The 15,009-nt window shown below is 61.8% G+C and carries 10 protein-coding genes; 5 read left to right on the forward strand and 5 right to left on the reverse strand.

Annotation, left to right across the window (positions count from 1 at the left end):
* Positions 1-201 precede the first annotated feature (201 nt).
* Complete coding sequence (locus tag F0M18_RS07250) at positions 202-1,875, reverse strand: M28 family metallopeptidase (protein ID WP_149610752.1); 1,674 nt, start codon at positions 1,873-1,875, stop codon at positions 202-204.
* Positions 1,876-2,024: 149 nt separating this feature from the next.
* Here F0M18_RS07250 and F0M18_RS07255 point away from each other — a divergent pair, with 149 nt between their 5' ends.
* The 5 genes from F0M18_RS07255 (at position 2,025) to F0M18_RS07275 (ending at position 9,624) form a co-directional block, all read left to right on the forward strand.
* Positions 2,025-3,572 carry a peptide MFS transporter gene (locus tag F0M18_RS07255; protein ID WP_149610753.1) on the forward strand — a complete coding sequence of 516 codons (1,548 nt, stop codon included), beginning with the start codon at positions 2,025-2,027 and terminating at the stop codon, positions 3,570-3,572.
* Between the two features lie 88 nt (positions 3,573-3,660).
* Positions 3,661-6,657 (forward strand): hypothetical protein, encoded by a 2,997-nt coding sequence (locus F0M18_RS07260; protein ID WP_149610754.1) that lies wholly within the window; start codon positions 3,661-3,663, stop codon positions 6,655-6,657.
* Between the two features lie 61 nt (positions 6,658-6,718).
* Positions 6,719-7,486 carry a (Fe-S)-binding protein gene (locus tag F0M18_RS07265; protein ID WP_149610755.1) on the forward strand — a complete coding sequence of 256 codons (768 nt, stop codon included), beginning with the start codon at positions 6,719-6,721 and terminating at the stop codon, positions 7,484-7,486.
* Between the two features lie 4 nt (positions 7,487-7,490).
* Entirely contained in the window at positions 7,491-8,909 is a 1,419-nt protein-coding gene (locus tag F0M18_RS07270; RefSeq protein WP_149610756.1) for a lactate utilization protein B, read from the forward strand.
* Positions 8,902-9,624, forward strand: coding sequence for a LutC/YkgG family protein (locus F0M18_RS07275; RefSeq protein ID WP_149610757.1), 723 nt, complete (start codon positions 8,902-8,904; stop codon positions 9,622-9,624). Before F0M18_RS07270 ends, F0M18_RS07275 begins: the two co-directional genes overlap by 8 nt.
* 30 nt (positions 9,625-9,654) lie before the next feature.
* Here the strand turns inward: F0M18_RS07275 and F0M18_RS07280 are convergent, their stop codons facing one another.
* The 4 genes from F0M18_RS07280 to F0M18_RS07295 form a co-directional block, all read right to left on the reverse strand.
* The gene (locus F0M18_RS07280; RefSeq protein ID WP_149610758.1) at positions 9,655-10,230 is read right to left on the reverse strand and encodes a lipid-binding SYLF domain-containing protein; all 576 of its coding nucleotides are present in this window, start codon (positions 10,228-10,230) and stop codon (positions 9,655-9,657) included.
* Between the two features lie 100 nt (positions 10,231-10,330).
* The gene (ppc, locus tag F0M18_RS07285) at positions 10,331-12,973 is read right to left on the reverse strand and encodes a phosphoenolpyruvate carboxylase (RefSeq protein WP_394349392.1); all 2,643 of its coding nucleotides are present in this window, start codon (positions 12,971-12,973) and stop codon (positions 10,331-10,333) included.
* Complete coding sequence (gene gap / locus F0M18_RS07290; protein ID WP_149610760.1) at positions 12,970-13,968, reverse strand: type I glyceraldehyde-3-phosphate dehydrogenase; 999 nt, start codon at positions 13,966-13,968, stop codon at positions 12,970-12,972. The genes ppc and gap overlap by 4 nt, the downstream gene beginning before the upstream one ends.
* The gene (locus F0M18_RS07295) at positions 13,968-14,990 is read right to left on the reverse strand and encodes a type I glyceraldehyde-3-phosphate dehydrogenase (RefSeq protein ID WP_149610761.1); all 1,023 of its coding nucleotides are present in this window, start codon (positions 14,988-14,990) and stop codon (positions 13,968-13,970) included. The genes gap and F0M18_RS07295 overlap by 1 nt, the downstream gene beginning before the upstream one ends.
* Between the last annotated feature and the right edge of the window lie 19 nt (positions 14,991-15,009).

Raw genomic sequence — 15,009 nt, forward strand, 5'->3', positions numbered from 1 at the left:
CTCCGATTTAATTGTGCCTATCACAGGAACTATTGCACCGGAATCCGGGCGCGCAGAGTATGGCCAGCGACGCCACCAACATGGCCACGCGCGACAAGGCGATGGATTCAGCAGTTGTAGGGGCGGCCAGGGCACCGGCGAGCAGGTTTGGCCGCCTGGAATGCCGGGGACGCAGCGAGCGCCGCGCACCCCGTCAGCGAGCTATTTCGTGCCAGCCGGCCCCGGGGCAGCCATGGTTGCCTCACGGGCCGCCTTGAATTCAACGCCATCATTCCAGCGCGGGAAATCCCGGTTGTCTGCCAGGCGCTTACCCATGCTATACAGGAGTTGCACCTCCTGTACCGCACCAGCGAGATCCCAGTCAGGTGAGTATTCGTCTGAGGGCTTGTGGTAATGCTGGCTAATGTAGTCGTTGATACGCGCCTCACCCCAGGCCTTGCCGTGCTCGATGCTATCGGTAGCCCGGGTCAGGTACAGCGCCGGTACGCCGACACGCGCCAGGGAAAAATGATCGGAGCGATAATAAAACCCTTTTTCCGGGAAGGGCTCCTGCACCACGGTGCGACCCTGCTCTTTTGCGGCATCCAGCAGGTAGTTCTCCAGCTCGCTGTTGCCAAATCCAACAAGCGCTATATCCCGGGTCAAACCTATCTGGCCTGCGGCGATATTGTCCATGTTGAAGTTGGCCACGGTTTTCTGCAGGGGGAAAATCGGGTTCTCACCATACCATTCCGAGCCCAGCAAACCGGATTCCTCAGCGGTGACGGCGAGGAACAGCAGCGAGCGCCTGGGTGGCTGCGCCTGCTCCTGGAACATTCGCGCCAGTGAAAACAGTGCCGCCGTACCGGAGGCATTATCGGATGCGCCGTTATAAATACTATCTTCACCCTCGCCCGGACGCATTCCCAGGTGATCCCAGTGCGCGGTGTAGATGATCACCTCATCGGGTGTTTCACTGCCGGGCAGCAACGCGGCCACGTTGCGACTGAGTTGGCTGGTCACCGTGTTCTGCAACCTTACCGAGGCAGTGATATCGGCAAGCGGGCGCGCGCGGAAGCCCGGCTTCGCCGCCTCCGCTTTCATTTCCGCGTAGTCCATACCTGCTGCGGCAAACAGTGCCTGCGCCTGCTGCAGCGGAATCCAACCCTCTACCGCCACCTGATCCGCGTTGCGATTGCTGGCGGTCAGACCGATCCGGCCCGTTGACCAACTGTTACGCACAACGTCCCAGCCGTAGGCGGCCGGGGCGGTCTCGTGCACGATCAATACGCCGGCCGCGCCCTGTCGCGCCGCCTCCTCGTACTTGTATGTCCAGCGCCCGTAGTAGGTCATGCTATTACCGTTAAACAGCTCGGGATCCCCGGTAGCGAATCCGGGGTCATTGATCAGCACCACCACGGTCTTACCGCGCACATCGACGCCGGCATAGTCATTCCAGCCACGCTCCGGTGCATTAATGCCGTAACCGGCGAAGACCAGCGGAGACTCCTCGAGCGCTACCTCTTCCACCTGGCGGCTGGTAAAAACCATCATCTGGTCGCCGTAGCTGAGTGTGGCCTTGTAATCACGGCCCTTGAGAGACAACTGCGCATCGTGGGCAGTGGCCACCGAGGTGATGGGCACCTCCTGGAACCAGGAACCATTGTTGCCCGGCTTGAGTCCGAGAGCCTTGAACTGCTCTGACAGGTAGGCAACGGTTTTATCCTCACCAGGCGTGCCCGGCGCCCTGCCCTCGTACTCGTCAGCTGCCAGTTCAGCGATATGACGATGCAACTCTGCGGAAATCCTGTCCGCCTCGGTGTCAGCTGCGAGTGCTGCACCTGCTGGCAAGAGTATGGTGGCCATCACACAGGCGGCCTGGAACAGTTTTCTCATGAAAAACTCCTGAGTGGATTGAAAACGGGGTTATCATACTGGCAAAGACGCCCGCGCGCATCGCGCCTTGATCTTGCAGCAACAGTACGGCTGTTGTTTGGCGCCGGGACGCCAAAAATAAATCCAGAACAAGAAAAGGACATTGGGGAATGACGACACCCGCTTACGATCCTGCCCTGGATACCGGTTTTTTCGGTCATCCTCGCGGCCTGCTGGTCTGCTTCGCCACAGAGCTTTGGGAGCGCTTCTCTTTTTACGGGATGAAGTACCTGCTGCTGCTCTATCTCACCAAGTATCACCTGTTCACAGATGCCAACGGCCTGGAGGTGCTTGGCGGCTACGCGGCCCTGGTGTACGCCATGCCCGTGATCGGTGGATTGCTGGCGGACCGCTATCTGGGTATGCGCAAGGCCGTGGTGTTTGGCGGCATCCTGTTGGTGCTGGGGCACCTTGGCATGGCCGTGGAGGGAGAACAGGCACGCGTGGTGGAGGGCACGATACAGCGCGACGAGGGCGCACTGCAGGTATTCTATTTCTCACTCGCCCTCATCGTGGTCGGTGTCGGCTTCCTCAAACCCAATATCTCCACCATCGTCGGGCGCCTCTACAGTGAAGACGATCACCGCCGGGATTCCGGGTTCACTATCTTTTACATGGGCATCAATATAGGTGCGTTCACGGCCACCCTGCTGTGCGGGTATCTTGGCGAAACTTTCGGCTGGGCCTATGGCTTCGGTGCCGCCGGCATCGGTATGCTGGTGGGACTGATCACTTTTCTCAGCGGCCAGAAACACCTGCATGGCCATGCTGAACCGCACAATCCCGCCATTTTGCGCGAGAAGTCGCCGCTCGGGCTCAACAAGGAGTGGACCATCTACCTGTGCGCATTCCTCGGCGTGGCAGTGGCCTGGCAGATGCTGCAGTTTCATGGCGCAGTGGGCGTAACACTGAACGTCCTGTCGCTGGCTGTACTGGCAGCACTGGGCTGGTTCATATTCACCCAGTGCAACAAGGTAGAGCGTGATCGCATGATTGCCCTGGTGGTGTTGACCATGTCCACCGTGGTGTTCTGGGCGCTGTTTGAACAGGCGGCAGCGTCGATGACGCTATTTGCTGATCGCGTTATGGATCGCGAGATATTCGGCCTGAATCTCACCGCGGCACAGTACGGCTCGCTCAACGCGATGTTTATTTTCCTGCTCGCGCCGTTCTTTGCATGGCTGTGGACAGCGCTCGACAAACGCGGGCTGGAACCCTCCACTCCGGTCAAGTTCGCACTCGGCATCGCCCAGGCTGGGCTCGGTTTCGGTGCCCTGGTTTGGGGCGCGGCTAACCCGAATGCGGCTGGCCTGGTGGCCGGATACTGGATGGTACTGGCGTACCTGCTGCATACCAGTGGTGAGTTGTGCCTCTCCCCCGTGGGGCTCTCCGCTGTGACCAAGCTAGCCGTACCACGCATCGTCGGCGTGATGATGGGCTCTTGGTTCCTGGCGACGGCCTATTCGGAGTTTGTCGCCGCGCAGCTGGCCAAGCTCGCGGCTGTCGAGACCGTTGATGGCGCAGTCGCCGATGTCGGTGCGGCGCTTGCAACCTACAACAACCTGTTTAATGAACTGCTCTACGTGGGGCTTGGCGTGGGCGTCCTGTTGTTACTGCTGTCCCCACTATTGAAAAAGCTGATGCACGGAGTGCACTAAACGCCAAACTTGGCTTGGCAAAGACCGGCTATTCGCCGTACATTGGCCCTCTAAACCACAACGACGATAACGGGGATAACGACGCGAGGTGAACAGGTTTAACCTCACGTTCAGGGGCGAGATTCTACCGGGCATCGACCCGGAAGCAGCCAGGGCAGGTTTCGCCAGCCTGTTCGACATACAGGACGCGAAGCGCCTGGAGCTGTTCTTTTCCGGTGAGACCGTAGTGCTGCGACGCAATCTGGAGCGCAAAGCGGCTGCGGAGTACTACCTCAAGCTAAATCAACTCGGGCTGGAAGCAAAACTGGTCAAAGTCGACCCGGACGCCGGGCAGGCGCCTGCAGACGGCTTGAGTGACTCCGACAAAGAGTGGCAGGCTGCCCAGCAAGAAACACAACATGAGCTGGAACAGCGCCTGCTTGCTCGCCGGCAGGGTGCCCGCAAGACGAAAAGCCAGGACAACGACAAGGCGCGTAAACGCGAAGCGCTGGATCGCTTACGCACTGCCGCGCAGCAGCGTAAAAAAGACCAATCGACGGACAAAAACGCAGTCAAGGAGCAGGCTGAGGCCGAGGCAGCTCGCAAGCAGGCGGAGGCCGAGAAAGCCCGCAAGCGCAGGGAAGCCGAGGCATCGCGCAAACAGGCCGAGGCTGAGAAAGCCCGCCAGCGCAGGGAAGCCGAGGCAGCGCGCAAACAGGCCGAAGCCGAGAAAGCCCGCAAGCGCAAGGAAGCCGAGGCCGCCCGCAAACAGGCCGAAGCCGAGAAAGCCCGCAAGCGCAAGGAAGCCGAGGCCGCCCGCAAACAGGCCGAAGCCGAGAAAGCCCGCCAGCATAGGGAAGCCGAGGCCGCCCGCAAACAGGCCGAAGCCGAGCAAGCCCGCCAGCATAGGGAAGCCGAGGCCGCCCGCAAACAGGCCGAGGCTGAGAAAGCCCGCCAGCGCAGGGAAGCCGAGGCCGCCCGCAAACAGGCCGAAGCCGAGGAAGCCCGCCAGCGCAGGGAAGCCGAGGCCGCCCGCAAACAGGCCGAAGCCGAGAAAGCCCGCAAGCGCAAGGAAGCCGAGACTGCGCGCAAACAGGCTGAAGCCGAGGAAGCTCGCAAGCACAAGGAAGCCGAGGCTGCGCGCAAAGAAGCTGAAACCGCGCACCGGCAGGCCGAAACAGCGGAGGCCCGTAAACGCAAAGCGGCCATCGCTGCGCGTGGCAGAGCAACACCGCAAGCTGATATCGACAATAGCGCGGTTCTGGAAGAGCAAGCCATCCATGCTGGCGCTCTCGCACTGCGCGATACTTCCCGTCTGAAGCGTGCTCGCAGCGGCGTGACGTCTCGTCTGGGCCTGTCGCGACGTGGCGAAGACCAGGACCAGCGTGGCCATCGACCACCAGCGGGATCGCCAAACCCCTACCGCCTGTTGCCCTTTCGCCACAGTAAGCATGTCAAGACACGCGCAGAACGGGCGCAACACAAGAGTCGCAAGGGCATGGTCATTGGCGGGGTGGCCCTCGCTGCACTGCTGATGCTGCTCGGGCGCTTCATCAGCCTGGAGCCTCCGCCGCCGGTGACGGGCACCGAAGCACTGGCCACCGCCCCCGGTGGGCGACTGGTGATATTGGCCGGCGAACAGTTGCTGCTGCACGACCGGGCCGGTGTGCCCGACCAGACCCTGGATGCGGCGGCACTGGGCCTGGCACAGTTGTCGACGCCAATGCTGTTCCATCCGCAAGGGGAGCTGCTGATCGCCGGGCGCAGTGCCGAAGAGCCCGCCGGCGAGCGCGGCATGTGGCGTTGCGACCTGGACCGGGCCGCATGCCAGCCCATGCCCACGGACCGCTATACGCCACCCCCGGACGCCATGGTTTTTCATGAACTTAGCGGAAACACCTTCGATGCCCGCGCGGGAAGGCTGCGCAAACTGGGCCCTGATCAGTCCCTGCGTGCCCAGGTCGACCTGGCGATGGCGGCAGCCCCTGTCCTGCAACTGGATTCCGGCCTACTGTTCATGAACAGCGCTACCGGTCCGGCAATTACAGTTCTGCGTTACGAAGACCAGGCCTTTGGCCAGCAGCTGGATGAGATCCTGTTGTTGCCGCCACCCGCCCTGGAGCGCGAGCAAAGTCGCGTCACTGACTTCCTGGGCAACGGCAAGTTCTGGTGGGTGCTGCTGCAAAATCCCGACACCGGCAGCAACGGGCTTTACCTGTTCGATACTCAGTGGTCTTTCCTGCGCGAGCTACCACTGGGTGCGCTTTCTGAGGGCGCCCGGCTGGTTAACTGGGGCGGACGAACCCTGGTGTATTCGCCTGCAAGTGCATCCGTAATACGCTTCAACGGAGACGGCATGCAGGAGGTGGCGCTGGAGTCCCCGGCACTGGCAGAACTCGTCGCCGCCAGCAGCCAGCGGCAGTGGCTCACCCGACTGGCCTGGCAGTCAGTACTGCTGTTGGTGCTGATCGCCATGCTGGGTGGGTTTGCCTATAGCTACCTGCAGTCAACCCGGGCCCTGGTCTACCGAGGCCGACCCGCGCGCGGCGCGGCGCCGCTGGACGACATTGCCGGTGATATCCGCTGGCTGGAAATGGCGCCTCATCGCAGCCGTCGCCTGCGCCAGCTGACCCTGGCCTGGAGCGTACCGGCACTCGCCGCGCTGGTCATGCTCATTGGCCTTGGTGTGTCGCTGCTGCAGTTACTGGGGGCCATGACATGCCTGCTCGGTCCCGCACTCGCCTTGCAGTTACTCCTGCGCAGTCCACCGGAGCACGCGGGTATTCACGACAACCAGGTGTTGCTCGTGGACTACCGTGAAATGTACCACCTCGCTGCCGGACCGCGCCTGCAGTACCGAGGGCCTTTCGTGGTGGTGGATGATGTCATCATCTTTGTCGGTACCCGCTTGCTGCCCGGACTCGACCCGCAACAGGTCAAGACCCTGCTGGCGCCGCGCGTGTCGGCCGGCATTCGTGTAGACCGGAAAACCATTGCCGTGAAGCTGCTGCAAAGCCGTCACCCACTGGCATGGGGCGGCCTTGCCATACTGGGCCTGGGACTGCTGGGTGCACTGCTGATCACTGTCAGTTTCCTGCCACTTTAAGGACTAGAGTGAGGGCAGGAATCCGATATACTGGTGCCACATAAGACCGGACCTTGCCAGCATGAGTGATACTACCGCCCCGCGCGTTTCACTGTTCGTTACCTGCCTCGCTGACCTCATGCGACCCTCAGTGGCCTTTGCCAGCATACGGTTACTGGAGCAGGCCGGCTGCATTGTCGATGTGCCCCTGGAGCAGACCTGCTGTGGGCAACCGGGCTACAACAGCGGAGAGTTCGAGGCCACCATACCTGTTGCCCAGCAGACCATAGCGCGCTTTGAGCACGCCGAGTATGTGGTCGCGCCCTCGGGTTCCTGCGCCGGCATGATTCGCGAACACTACCCCAGACTGCTTACAGGAGAGTGGGCGGAGCGCGCCAGGGCGCTGGCAGAGAAAACCTACGAACTGACGACATTCCTCAATGATGTGGTAAAGCTGCAATCCGCACCCGCCGTCACCACCGAACTTCCCACCATCACCTACCATGACAGCTGTGCCGGTCTGCGCGAACTGGGCATCAAGCAACAGCCGCGGGAGCTGCTGCAGCGGCTATGCGACGTCGAGGTCACAGAAATGCAACAGACGGACGTCTGCTGCGGCTTCGGCGGCACCTTCTGCGCCAAGATGCCCGACATATCGGAAAAAATGGTTGACGATAAATTGCGCCACGCGGCTGAAACCGGCGCCACCCTGCTGACCGGGGGCGACCTCGGCTGCCTGCTCAATATCGCCGGTCGCGCGCGCCGTCGCGGCCTGGACCTGGAAGTGCGACACGTGGCAGAACTGCTCAGCGGTGACCTCTATTCTCCGGCGATTGGTGAGGGGGAGTAAGTCAGTGGAGCAACACAGCCAGCAGTTCCTGGACAACGCAAGCACTGCCCTGGCCGACGCGGGCGGCGTCGCCCAGCGCGACATCATGGCGCTGTTCGCGCCCCTGCTGCGCGATGCCGCCGTAGAGGGATTCGGCAATTTCGAAGCGCTGCGGCAACATGTCAAACGCGTCAGGCAACACAGCCTCGATAACCTGGATTACTACCTGGCCAGATTTGAACTGGAGGCCACCAATAATGGCAACCAGGTGCACTATGCGGAAACCGCCGAGGACCTGAACTCCATCGTGCTGGACATCTGCCAGCAACACGGAGCCCGCAAAATCGCCAAGGGCAAGTCCATGGTGACCGAGGAGACCGGCCTCAACGACTATCTGCAGCGCGGCGGACTCGACGTGCTGGAGACAGACCTGGGTGAGTACATCATCCAGCAGGCAGGTGAAACGCCCAGTCATATTGTCGGCCCGGCGCTGCACAAGACCAGGGAACAGATCCGCGACCTGTTCCTGGAGCGTCACGACCTGGGCGAGCGCGAACTGGATTCCATCGGCGAGCTGGTGGGCGAGGCCCGCCAGGTACTGCGCGAGCACTTCCTGCAGGCAGAAGTGGGGATCATAGGCTCCAACGCCCTGATCGCCGAAAACGGCTACTCCATGCTCATCACCAATGAGGGCAATGGCGATCTCTGTGCCAATCTACCCAAGGTCCTGATTATCTGCACCACCCTCGATCGTGTGCTCCCCAGGGGGGAGGACGCCACCGCAATACAACGCCTGCTGGCGCGTTCCGCAACCGGCCAGCCGCACACCTGCTACACGAGTTTTTACTCCGGACCGCGACGTGAGCAGGATGCGGACGGCCCCCTGGAAACTCACTTCGTACTGCTGGACAACCGGCGCACAGATATTCTCGCCAGTGACTATCGCGATATGCTGCGCTGCATCCGCTGCGGCGCCTGCCTCAATCACTGCCCGATTTTTGCCGCCAGCGGCGGCCACGCCTATGGCTGGGTCTACCCCGGGCCCATGGGCTCGGTGCTGACGCCCCTGCTGACGTCACTGGAAGAGAGCTCGGCGCTGCCAAACGCCTGTACCAGTTGCGGTCGTTGCGCTGAAGTCTGCCCCAGCGATATACCGCTGCCGGATTTACTGCGTGACCTGCGCCATGAAGAGAGCGCACGTGGCCTCACCGCCCCGGCCTGGCGTTACGGTCTGCGGGCGCACGCCTGGCTCGCTGCCAGACCGGGCTTATACCATCGCCTTACCGGCGTCGCGATCAACCTGCTACACCGGTTCGGCAAGCGCAGCGGCGCCTTCAGCAAGCTTCCCTTCGCCTCGGGCTGGACCAGCAAACGTGACTTCCCCGCGCCGGCAGGCAAGACCTTCATGCAACAGTACCGGCAAAGGAGCCAGGCGGATGAATAGCGATGCCCGTACCCGGGTGATGGCGCGGGTGCGCGGTGCCTGCCAGGGCAACAGCGCAACCCGGATTGAAGAAGAACTGGCCGCTCTGGGTGTCGCGCCAGCGGCGGCACTGCCGCACGAGGACACCTGCATTGCCTTCATGGTCAATGTGTTGCGCAACCAGGGCACCCTGGAAGTCGCGGCCAACCGCAGTGACGCGGTGAAGCGCATTGGCAACTACCTCTACGACCACTATCGCAGTCATCGCCTGGTAGCAGGTAACGACCCGCGGCTCGCGGCCATGCCCTGGCGCGATGGTGGCGTGCTGCCTCGCTTCGGTGAGTTGGAGGCTGGCGAGCAAATAGCGCTCAGCCATGCCGACTGGGGCGTTGCCGAGACCGGTGCTACAGTGCTGCTTTCAGGCAAGCACAACCCCTCCCGCAACAACCTGTTACCCGAGCATCATGTGGTTATCGTGGATGTGGACACGCTACTGCCAGACATGGAATCGATGTGGCAACAGGTCAACCCGGTACTGGAGCGCCACGGCAGGCCGCGCGGCATTTACTGCATCGCGGGGCCTTCCAGCACCGGCGACATCGAAGCGCAACTGGTCTATGGCGCCCACGGCCCGCGCGCCTGGCATGTCATCCTGCTCGGCGAAGTGGACCCGGAGAAGCTGGACATGGCGCGGGCACTGCATGCAGGCGCCGCTGCGGGTGCCAGCAAGGACTGAGGCGCCGGCGCCCTGCCCCCGCCGGTGGATTTACAGCGGGGTATAGCTGAATTTCTGGCCACCCAATACCGCCTCGTACATCAGGCCACCCTTGGCAAGAGTGAAGATGGCCATGCCTTTGCGGAAACCACCGTGAGTGGTCTTGGCGTTGTTCTGCCCGCCGCTTGCCCCCGCAACCATGCCGCCACCGGTATTGGCCTCTGCCGACACGCCTGCGGTGATAGCAACGGCGGTGGCCTGGGCACTGAACTCAAAGTTGCCCGAGGTGAATTCGCGGAAAGCGCGCTGGTCTTCGAAAAAGATAATTTGGCTGAAGGCCTGGCCACCCAGCTGGAAGCCCATGGTGATCTGGGTCATGGTCACGTTGCCGACATGGCGGCCAGCGGCGTACACCCTGCCCTTGCCATGTGCGCCGCCAATACCAATGCCACCTTTGCCAATGGTCGGGAATACGGCATAGCCATAGGATGAAGGGAAATAGTCAGCGCTCTCGCCCGCATTCTTGAAGGCGGTTATCGTCTTGTCATAGGTATCCTGGGCCTGGACGGTCTGTCCATAAAACGCCATGACCAGTAACATCAACGCGGCCTTGATGACATTTTGCATGCTGTATCCTCGAAATGGATTGAAGGGTGCTCGGGCGCGCCTCATGCGCGCGCCCATTGTCGACAGGCACCCCCTTCGGGTCAAGCGCAGTTCACGACATCTAACCCGTATTGCGCATACCCGCGGCGATGCCGGCGATGGTCACCATGATCGCGCGCTCAAGCTCAGGGCTCTGGCGCTGCCGATTGCGCTTGAGTAGTTCTGCCTGCAGGAAATTAAGCGGGTCAGTGTAGATATTGCGCAAGCGAATGGTTTCCGCTGTCCAGGTCTGCTCAGACAACAACACCTCTGCGCCCTGAATGGTCAGCACGGTAGCGATATCCATGGCCAGTTGCTTGCGCAGGCCGGCACCGATGGGTTGCAGTTCCGCGGGCACCAGCACGTCATCGTAGTAGGCGGACAGACCTTCGTCCGCCTTGGCATAGACCATCTCCAGCATGGACAGCCGGGTGGCAAAAAAGGGCCACTCCTGCGCCATTTGCTGCAGTAGAGCCGCTTTGCCCTGCGCCACGACATTGGCCAACGCAGCACCGGCTCCGAGCCAGGCCGGCAGCATCAGTCGATTCTGGGACCAGGCAAATATCCAGGGGATAGCGCGCAGACTCTCGATACCGCCCCCCGCCTTGCGACGCGCCGGTCGCGACCCCAGCGGCAGCTTGGCCAGCTCCTGCTCTGGCGTGGCCTGGCGAAAATAGGGCACAAATTCAGGCTCCTCCCGCACCACCGCACGGTAAGCAGCACAGGAGTCCGCAGACAGCGCCTCCATCATCTGCCGCCAGTCATCCCGCGGCGCCGGCGGCGTGAGCAGGTTGGCGCGACAGATGGCTACGGTATACAAGGCCAGGGTTTTCACCGCCAGCGAGCTCCAGCCCAGCTTGGTGCGGATCATCTCTCCCTGTTCAGTCACCCGCAGGCCGTTCTTGAGCGATCCCGGGGGCTGTGACAGCAGCGCTTGCTGGGCCGGGGCACCACCTCGACCGATGGTACCTCCTCGACCGTGAAACAGGGTGAGCTCAACACCGTATTGCCCACAGACCTCAAGTAATTCTTCCTGCGCGCGATACTGGGCCCAGGACGCCGCCAGCACGCCAGCGTCCTTGGCGGAATCGGAGTAGCCGATCATGACCATCATGCGACCAGCGACCTGGCCGCTGTACCAGCTGTCGCGCAGCAGCGTGGATACGACCTCGCGCGCGCGTGACAGGTCGTCCAGGGTTTCAAACAGCGGCGCTACCGGAATAGCCTCCTCGACCCCTGCTTCCTGTAACAGCAGGTGTACGGCCAATACGTCCGAGGCCTGCCTGGCCATCGAGATCACGTAGGCACCCAGTGCACGCGTCGGTTGCTCTGCGGCTACCGCGCAGGTATCCAGCACTTCCTGCACGTCGGCAGAGGGCTGCCAGCGCCGCGGCGTCAATGGCCGTCGATTGCCAAGCTCGCGCAACAGGAAGGCGCGGCGCGTATCCTCGTCCCATTCGGCATAGTCACCCAGGCCAAGGCTGCGGGTGATCTCCGACAGTGCCTGGGTATGACGGGCGCTGTCCTGGCGAATATCGTGACGCACCAGGTGTACGCCGAAGCAGCGCACCCGGCGCAGGACGTCCAGCAAACTGCCGCGGGCAATCAACTGCATGCCACAGTCCACCAGTGACTGGTAACAGGCCAGCAGCGGCTCCCAGAGCTGTTCTTCACTGACCAGTATGTCGACCGGTGCCGGGGTCTCTCCGCGCAAAAGCGCCTCGATATGCTGCTGGGTGCGTCGCAGCAGGTCCCGCAGTCCGCGCAAAATAGCGCGGTAGGGTTCGTGGGCTTCGGCGGCAAGTTCGCGCAAGGCGTCATTGCAGCGGGTCATGGACAGCTCTTCCAGCAGGCGCTCAATATCACCCTGGTAGAGGTCCACCGCCTGCCAGCGCGACAGCAGCATGACTTCGCGCGTGACCTCAGCGGTGACATTGGGGTTGCCATCGCGATCGCCGCCCATCCAGGACACAAAGCTCACTGGCGCCGCGTCCAGCGGCAAACCGGTACCGCAATGCGTCTCCAGCGCTTCATCGAGGCGCCGCATGAATTCGGGCACAGCCCGCCACAGGGATTCCTCCACCACGGCGAAGCCCCACTTGGCCTCGTCCACCGGCGTTGGGCGCTCGCGACGGAAGTCGTCGCCGTGCCAGATCTGCGCGATCAGCTCACGCAAACGCGCATGCAATCTCGACTGCTCACGCTCGGTGAGGCCGGCCAGCTCCAGCTGGCTGAGGCATTCACCGATCTCCCCGTGTTTGTGGATCAGGGTACGCCGGGTAATCTCGGTCGGGTGAGCGGTGAGCACCAGCTCAATCTTCAACGCCGCGATGGTATCGGCAATCTGTTGCGTTGCAACACCCTCCTCGCGCAACTCAAGCAGGCTCTTGTTGAGATTGCGCGAGGCAGACAGCAGCGGCGCCATAGTGCGTGACACCATGTGTTGCTGTTCGGCGATGTTGGCCAGGTTGAGAAACTGGGCGAAGGCGCGGGCTACGGGCACCAGCTGTTCATCGTCCAGCTGGCGCAGCTGTGACAGCAGCGCCTCGCGATCTGCCGGCGAGCCGTCACGCGCGCCCTTGGACAGGACACGGATGCGCTCTATCAGCTCGAGGAAAGCATCACCCTCCGCCGCGGCCATGGTCTCACCGAGAATATGACCGAGCTGGCTGACATTGCTGCGCAGCCCGCTGTAATCCGGCTCTCTCACCTGCCCTGCGCTCACCAGTTGGCAACCCTGCGCAGCAGGTCTACAACACGACAGGAGTAGCCCCATTCGTTGTCGTACCAGTTGAGCACACGCAGATAGCGCTCGGCAGTCACACCGCTGAAGCCGGCGTCATAGATTGATGAATGCGAGTTGCCAATGATGTCAGACGATACTATCGGCTTGTCGCTGTATTGCAGGATACCGCTCAGCCCGGGGGACAACGACGCTTCCCGCACCACCTCGTGAACATCATCTACTGTCACCGACTTGCCAAGCTTGACGAACAAGTCCACCACCGAGCCGTCGGGCACCGGCACCCGCGCGGCAATACCGTGCAGCTTGCCCTGGAGATCGGGCAGCACCTGCCCCACTGCCTTGGCAGCACCCGTGGAGGTAGGAATGATATTCTCCGCGGCCGCCCGGCTGCGCCGCCAGTCAGAGTGCGGCACGTCAGCGAGACGCTGGTCGTTGGTGTAGGCGTGCACGGTGTTGATAACGCCTTCTTCAATACCAAAGGCATCGTTGAGTACCTTCGCCATTGGCGCCAGGCAGTTGGTGGTACAGCTGGCATTGGAAATAATGCGGTGTGATGCATCCAGCGCATCATCGTTGACACCCAGAACCACCGTGTAGTCCACCGGGTCCTTGGCGGGCACGGTCAACACCACGCGCTGTGCGCCGGCCTGCAGGTGTTGCTCCAGCTGCTCGCGTTTCCGAAACACGCCGGTCGCTTCCACCACGACATCCACGCCCAGTTCGCGCCAGGGAAGCTCTGACGGATCACGCACACTGATCAACTTCGCCCGGGTCTTGTCGGTGACAAAGTGATCGTCCTCGAGCTTGAGGTTGCGCCCGAAGGGCCCCATGACCGTGTCATAGCTGAGCAGGTAGCGCAGGGCGTCATAGTCAAACAGGTCGTTGATCGCTACCACATCCACACCTTCGACATTTTCCAGGATGCGAAATACTGATCGACCGATGCGGCCAAAGCCATTGATTCCAATTTTCATTACGCTGCCTCCTGCTGCTGATCCAATGCATGGTAGAGCCTCACCACATCCAGCAGGCGCGCTGCATGACCCAGGTTCTCGTACCAGCTCAGCGTCTTCACTGTGTTGGCACCGGCTTTAATGGTGCCCTTGGCGTCAAACAGCAGGGACAGCGGGTTGCCGATCACGTCAGAGGAGACAATAGGATCCTCCACCACTCCGATAATATCCGGGTGCCGCGCCGCGGCGGCGCGCATTGCCTCGTTGATTTGCTCGACTTCTACATCGGCATCGCGCATGATCAGGTTGACATCTAGCAGGCAGCCCTCCTGCACCGGCACATTCAGCGCCGAGGTCAGGATTTTGCCATCGAATGCGGGCAGGATATGCCCCAACCAGAGACTGGCTTCATGCGTGTTGGGGATGATGTTTTTGGCTGCCGAGCGACTGCGCCGGAAGTCCGACCCGGCGTAGTCCTGCAAGGCCTGATCCGAAGTGAAGGCGTGAATCGTGGTCATGCTGCCACACTCGATGGCAAACCTGTCGCCCAGACTGCTCAGCAGCAGCGCCAGGGCTGACGTGGTAGCCGAGCCAGCCGAGATCATACGGTCATCGACACTGACGCTATCTGCATTCAGGCCTGGAATGACAATGCGGTCAATATGGTCTGCGGGCAGCGTGCGCAGCAGCACACGCGGCGCGCCATTCTGCAGGTGGCTGGCCATGAATTCGCGCTCACGGTACTTGCCCGTGGAGTCGATAACGATATCGACCCCAAAGATATCCCAGGGCATCTCTGCGGGACGGTCGATTTCCATCAGTCGAGCACGGCAGCGCTCGTTTACCAGGAAGTTTCCCTCAAGGCGATGCCGCTCGGGCTGCTCAACTTCAGAGCAGAGCAGGTAATGCAGAATTTCAGGCTTGCCAATATCGGCTATCGCCACCACTTCGATATCGTCGCTGCGTGATGCCAGCTCGAAAATCTGTCGCCCGGTCTGGCCGAAGCCCATAATGCCCACACGAATGGGCGCTCGCTGCGTCATCCTCAATCTCCTCGTATTA

It is taken from the genome of Pseudohalioglobus sediminis, assembly GCF_008370495.1.
Classification (GTDB): Bacteria; Pseudomonadota; Gammaproteobacteria; order Pseudomonadales; family Halieaceae; genus Halioglobus.

Excerpts from the sequence above, each read along its gene's own strand:
- F0M18_RS07280 (WP_149610758.1), bottom strand. The coding sequence starts at position 10,230 with ATGCAAAATGTCATCAAGGCCGCGTTGATGTTACTGGTCATGGCGTTT.
- gap (WP_149610760.1), bottom strand. The coding sequence starts at position 13,968 with ATGAAAATTGGAATCAATGGCTTTGGCCGCATCGGTCGATCAGTATTT.
- F0M18_RS07275 (WP_149610757.1), top strand. The coding sequence starts at position 8,902 with ATGAATAGCGATGCCCGTACCCGGGTGATGGCGCGGGTGCGCGGTGCC.
- F0M18_RS07255 (WP_149610753.1), top strand. The coding sequence starts at position 2,025 with ATGACGACACCCGCTTACGATCCTGCCCTGGATACCGGTTTTTTCGGT.
- F0M18_RS07295 (WP_149610761.1), bottom strand. The coding sequence starts at position 14,990 with ATGACGCAGCGAGCGCCCATTCGTGTGGGCATTATGGGCTTCGGCCAG.
- F0M18_RS07265 (WP_149610755.1), top strand. The coding sequence starts at position 6,719 with ATGAGTGATACTACCGCCCCGCGCGTTTCACTGTTCGTTACCTGCCTC.
- F0M18_RS07250 (WP_149610752.1), bottom strand. The coding sequence starts at position 1,875 with ATGAGAAAACTGTTCCAGGCCGCCTGTGTGATGGCCACCATACTCTTG.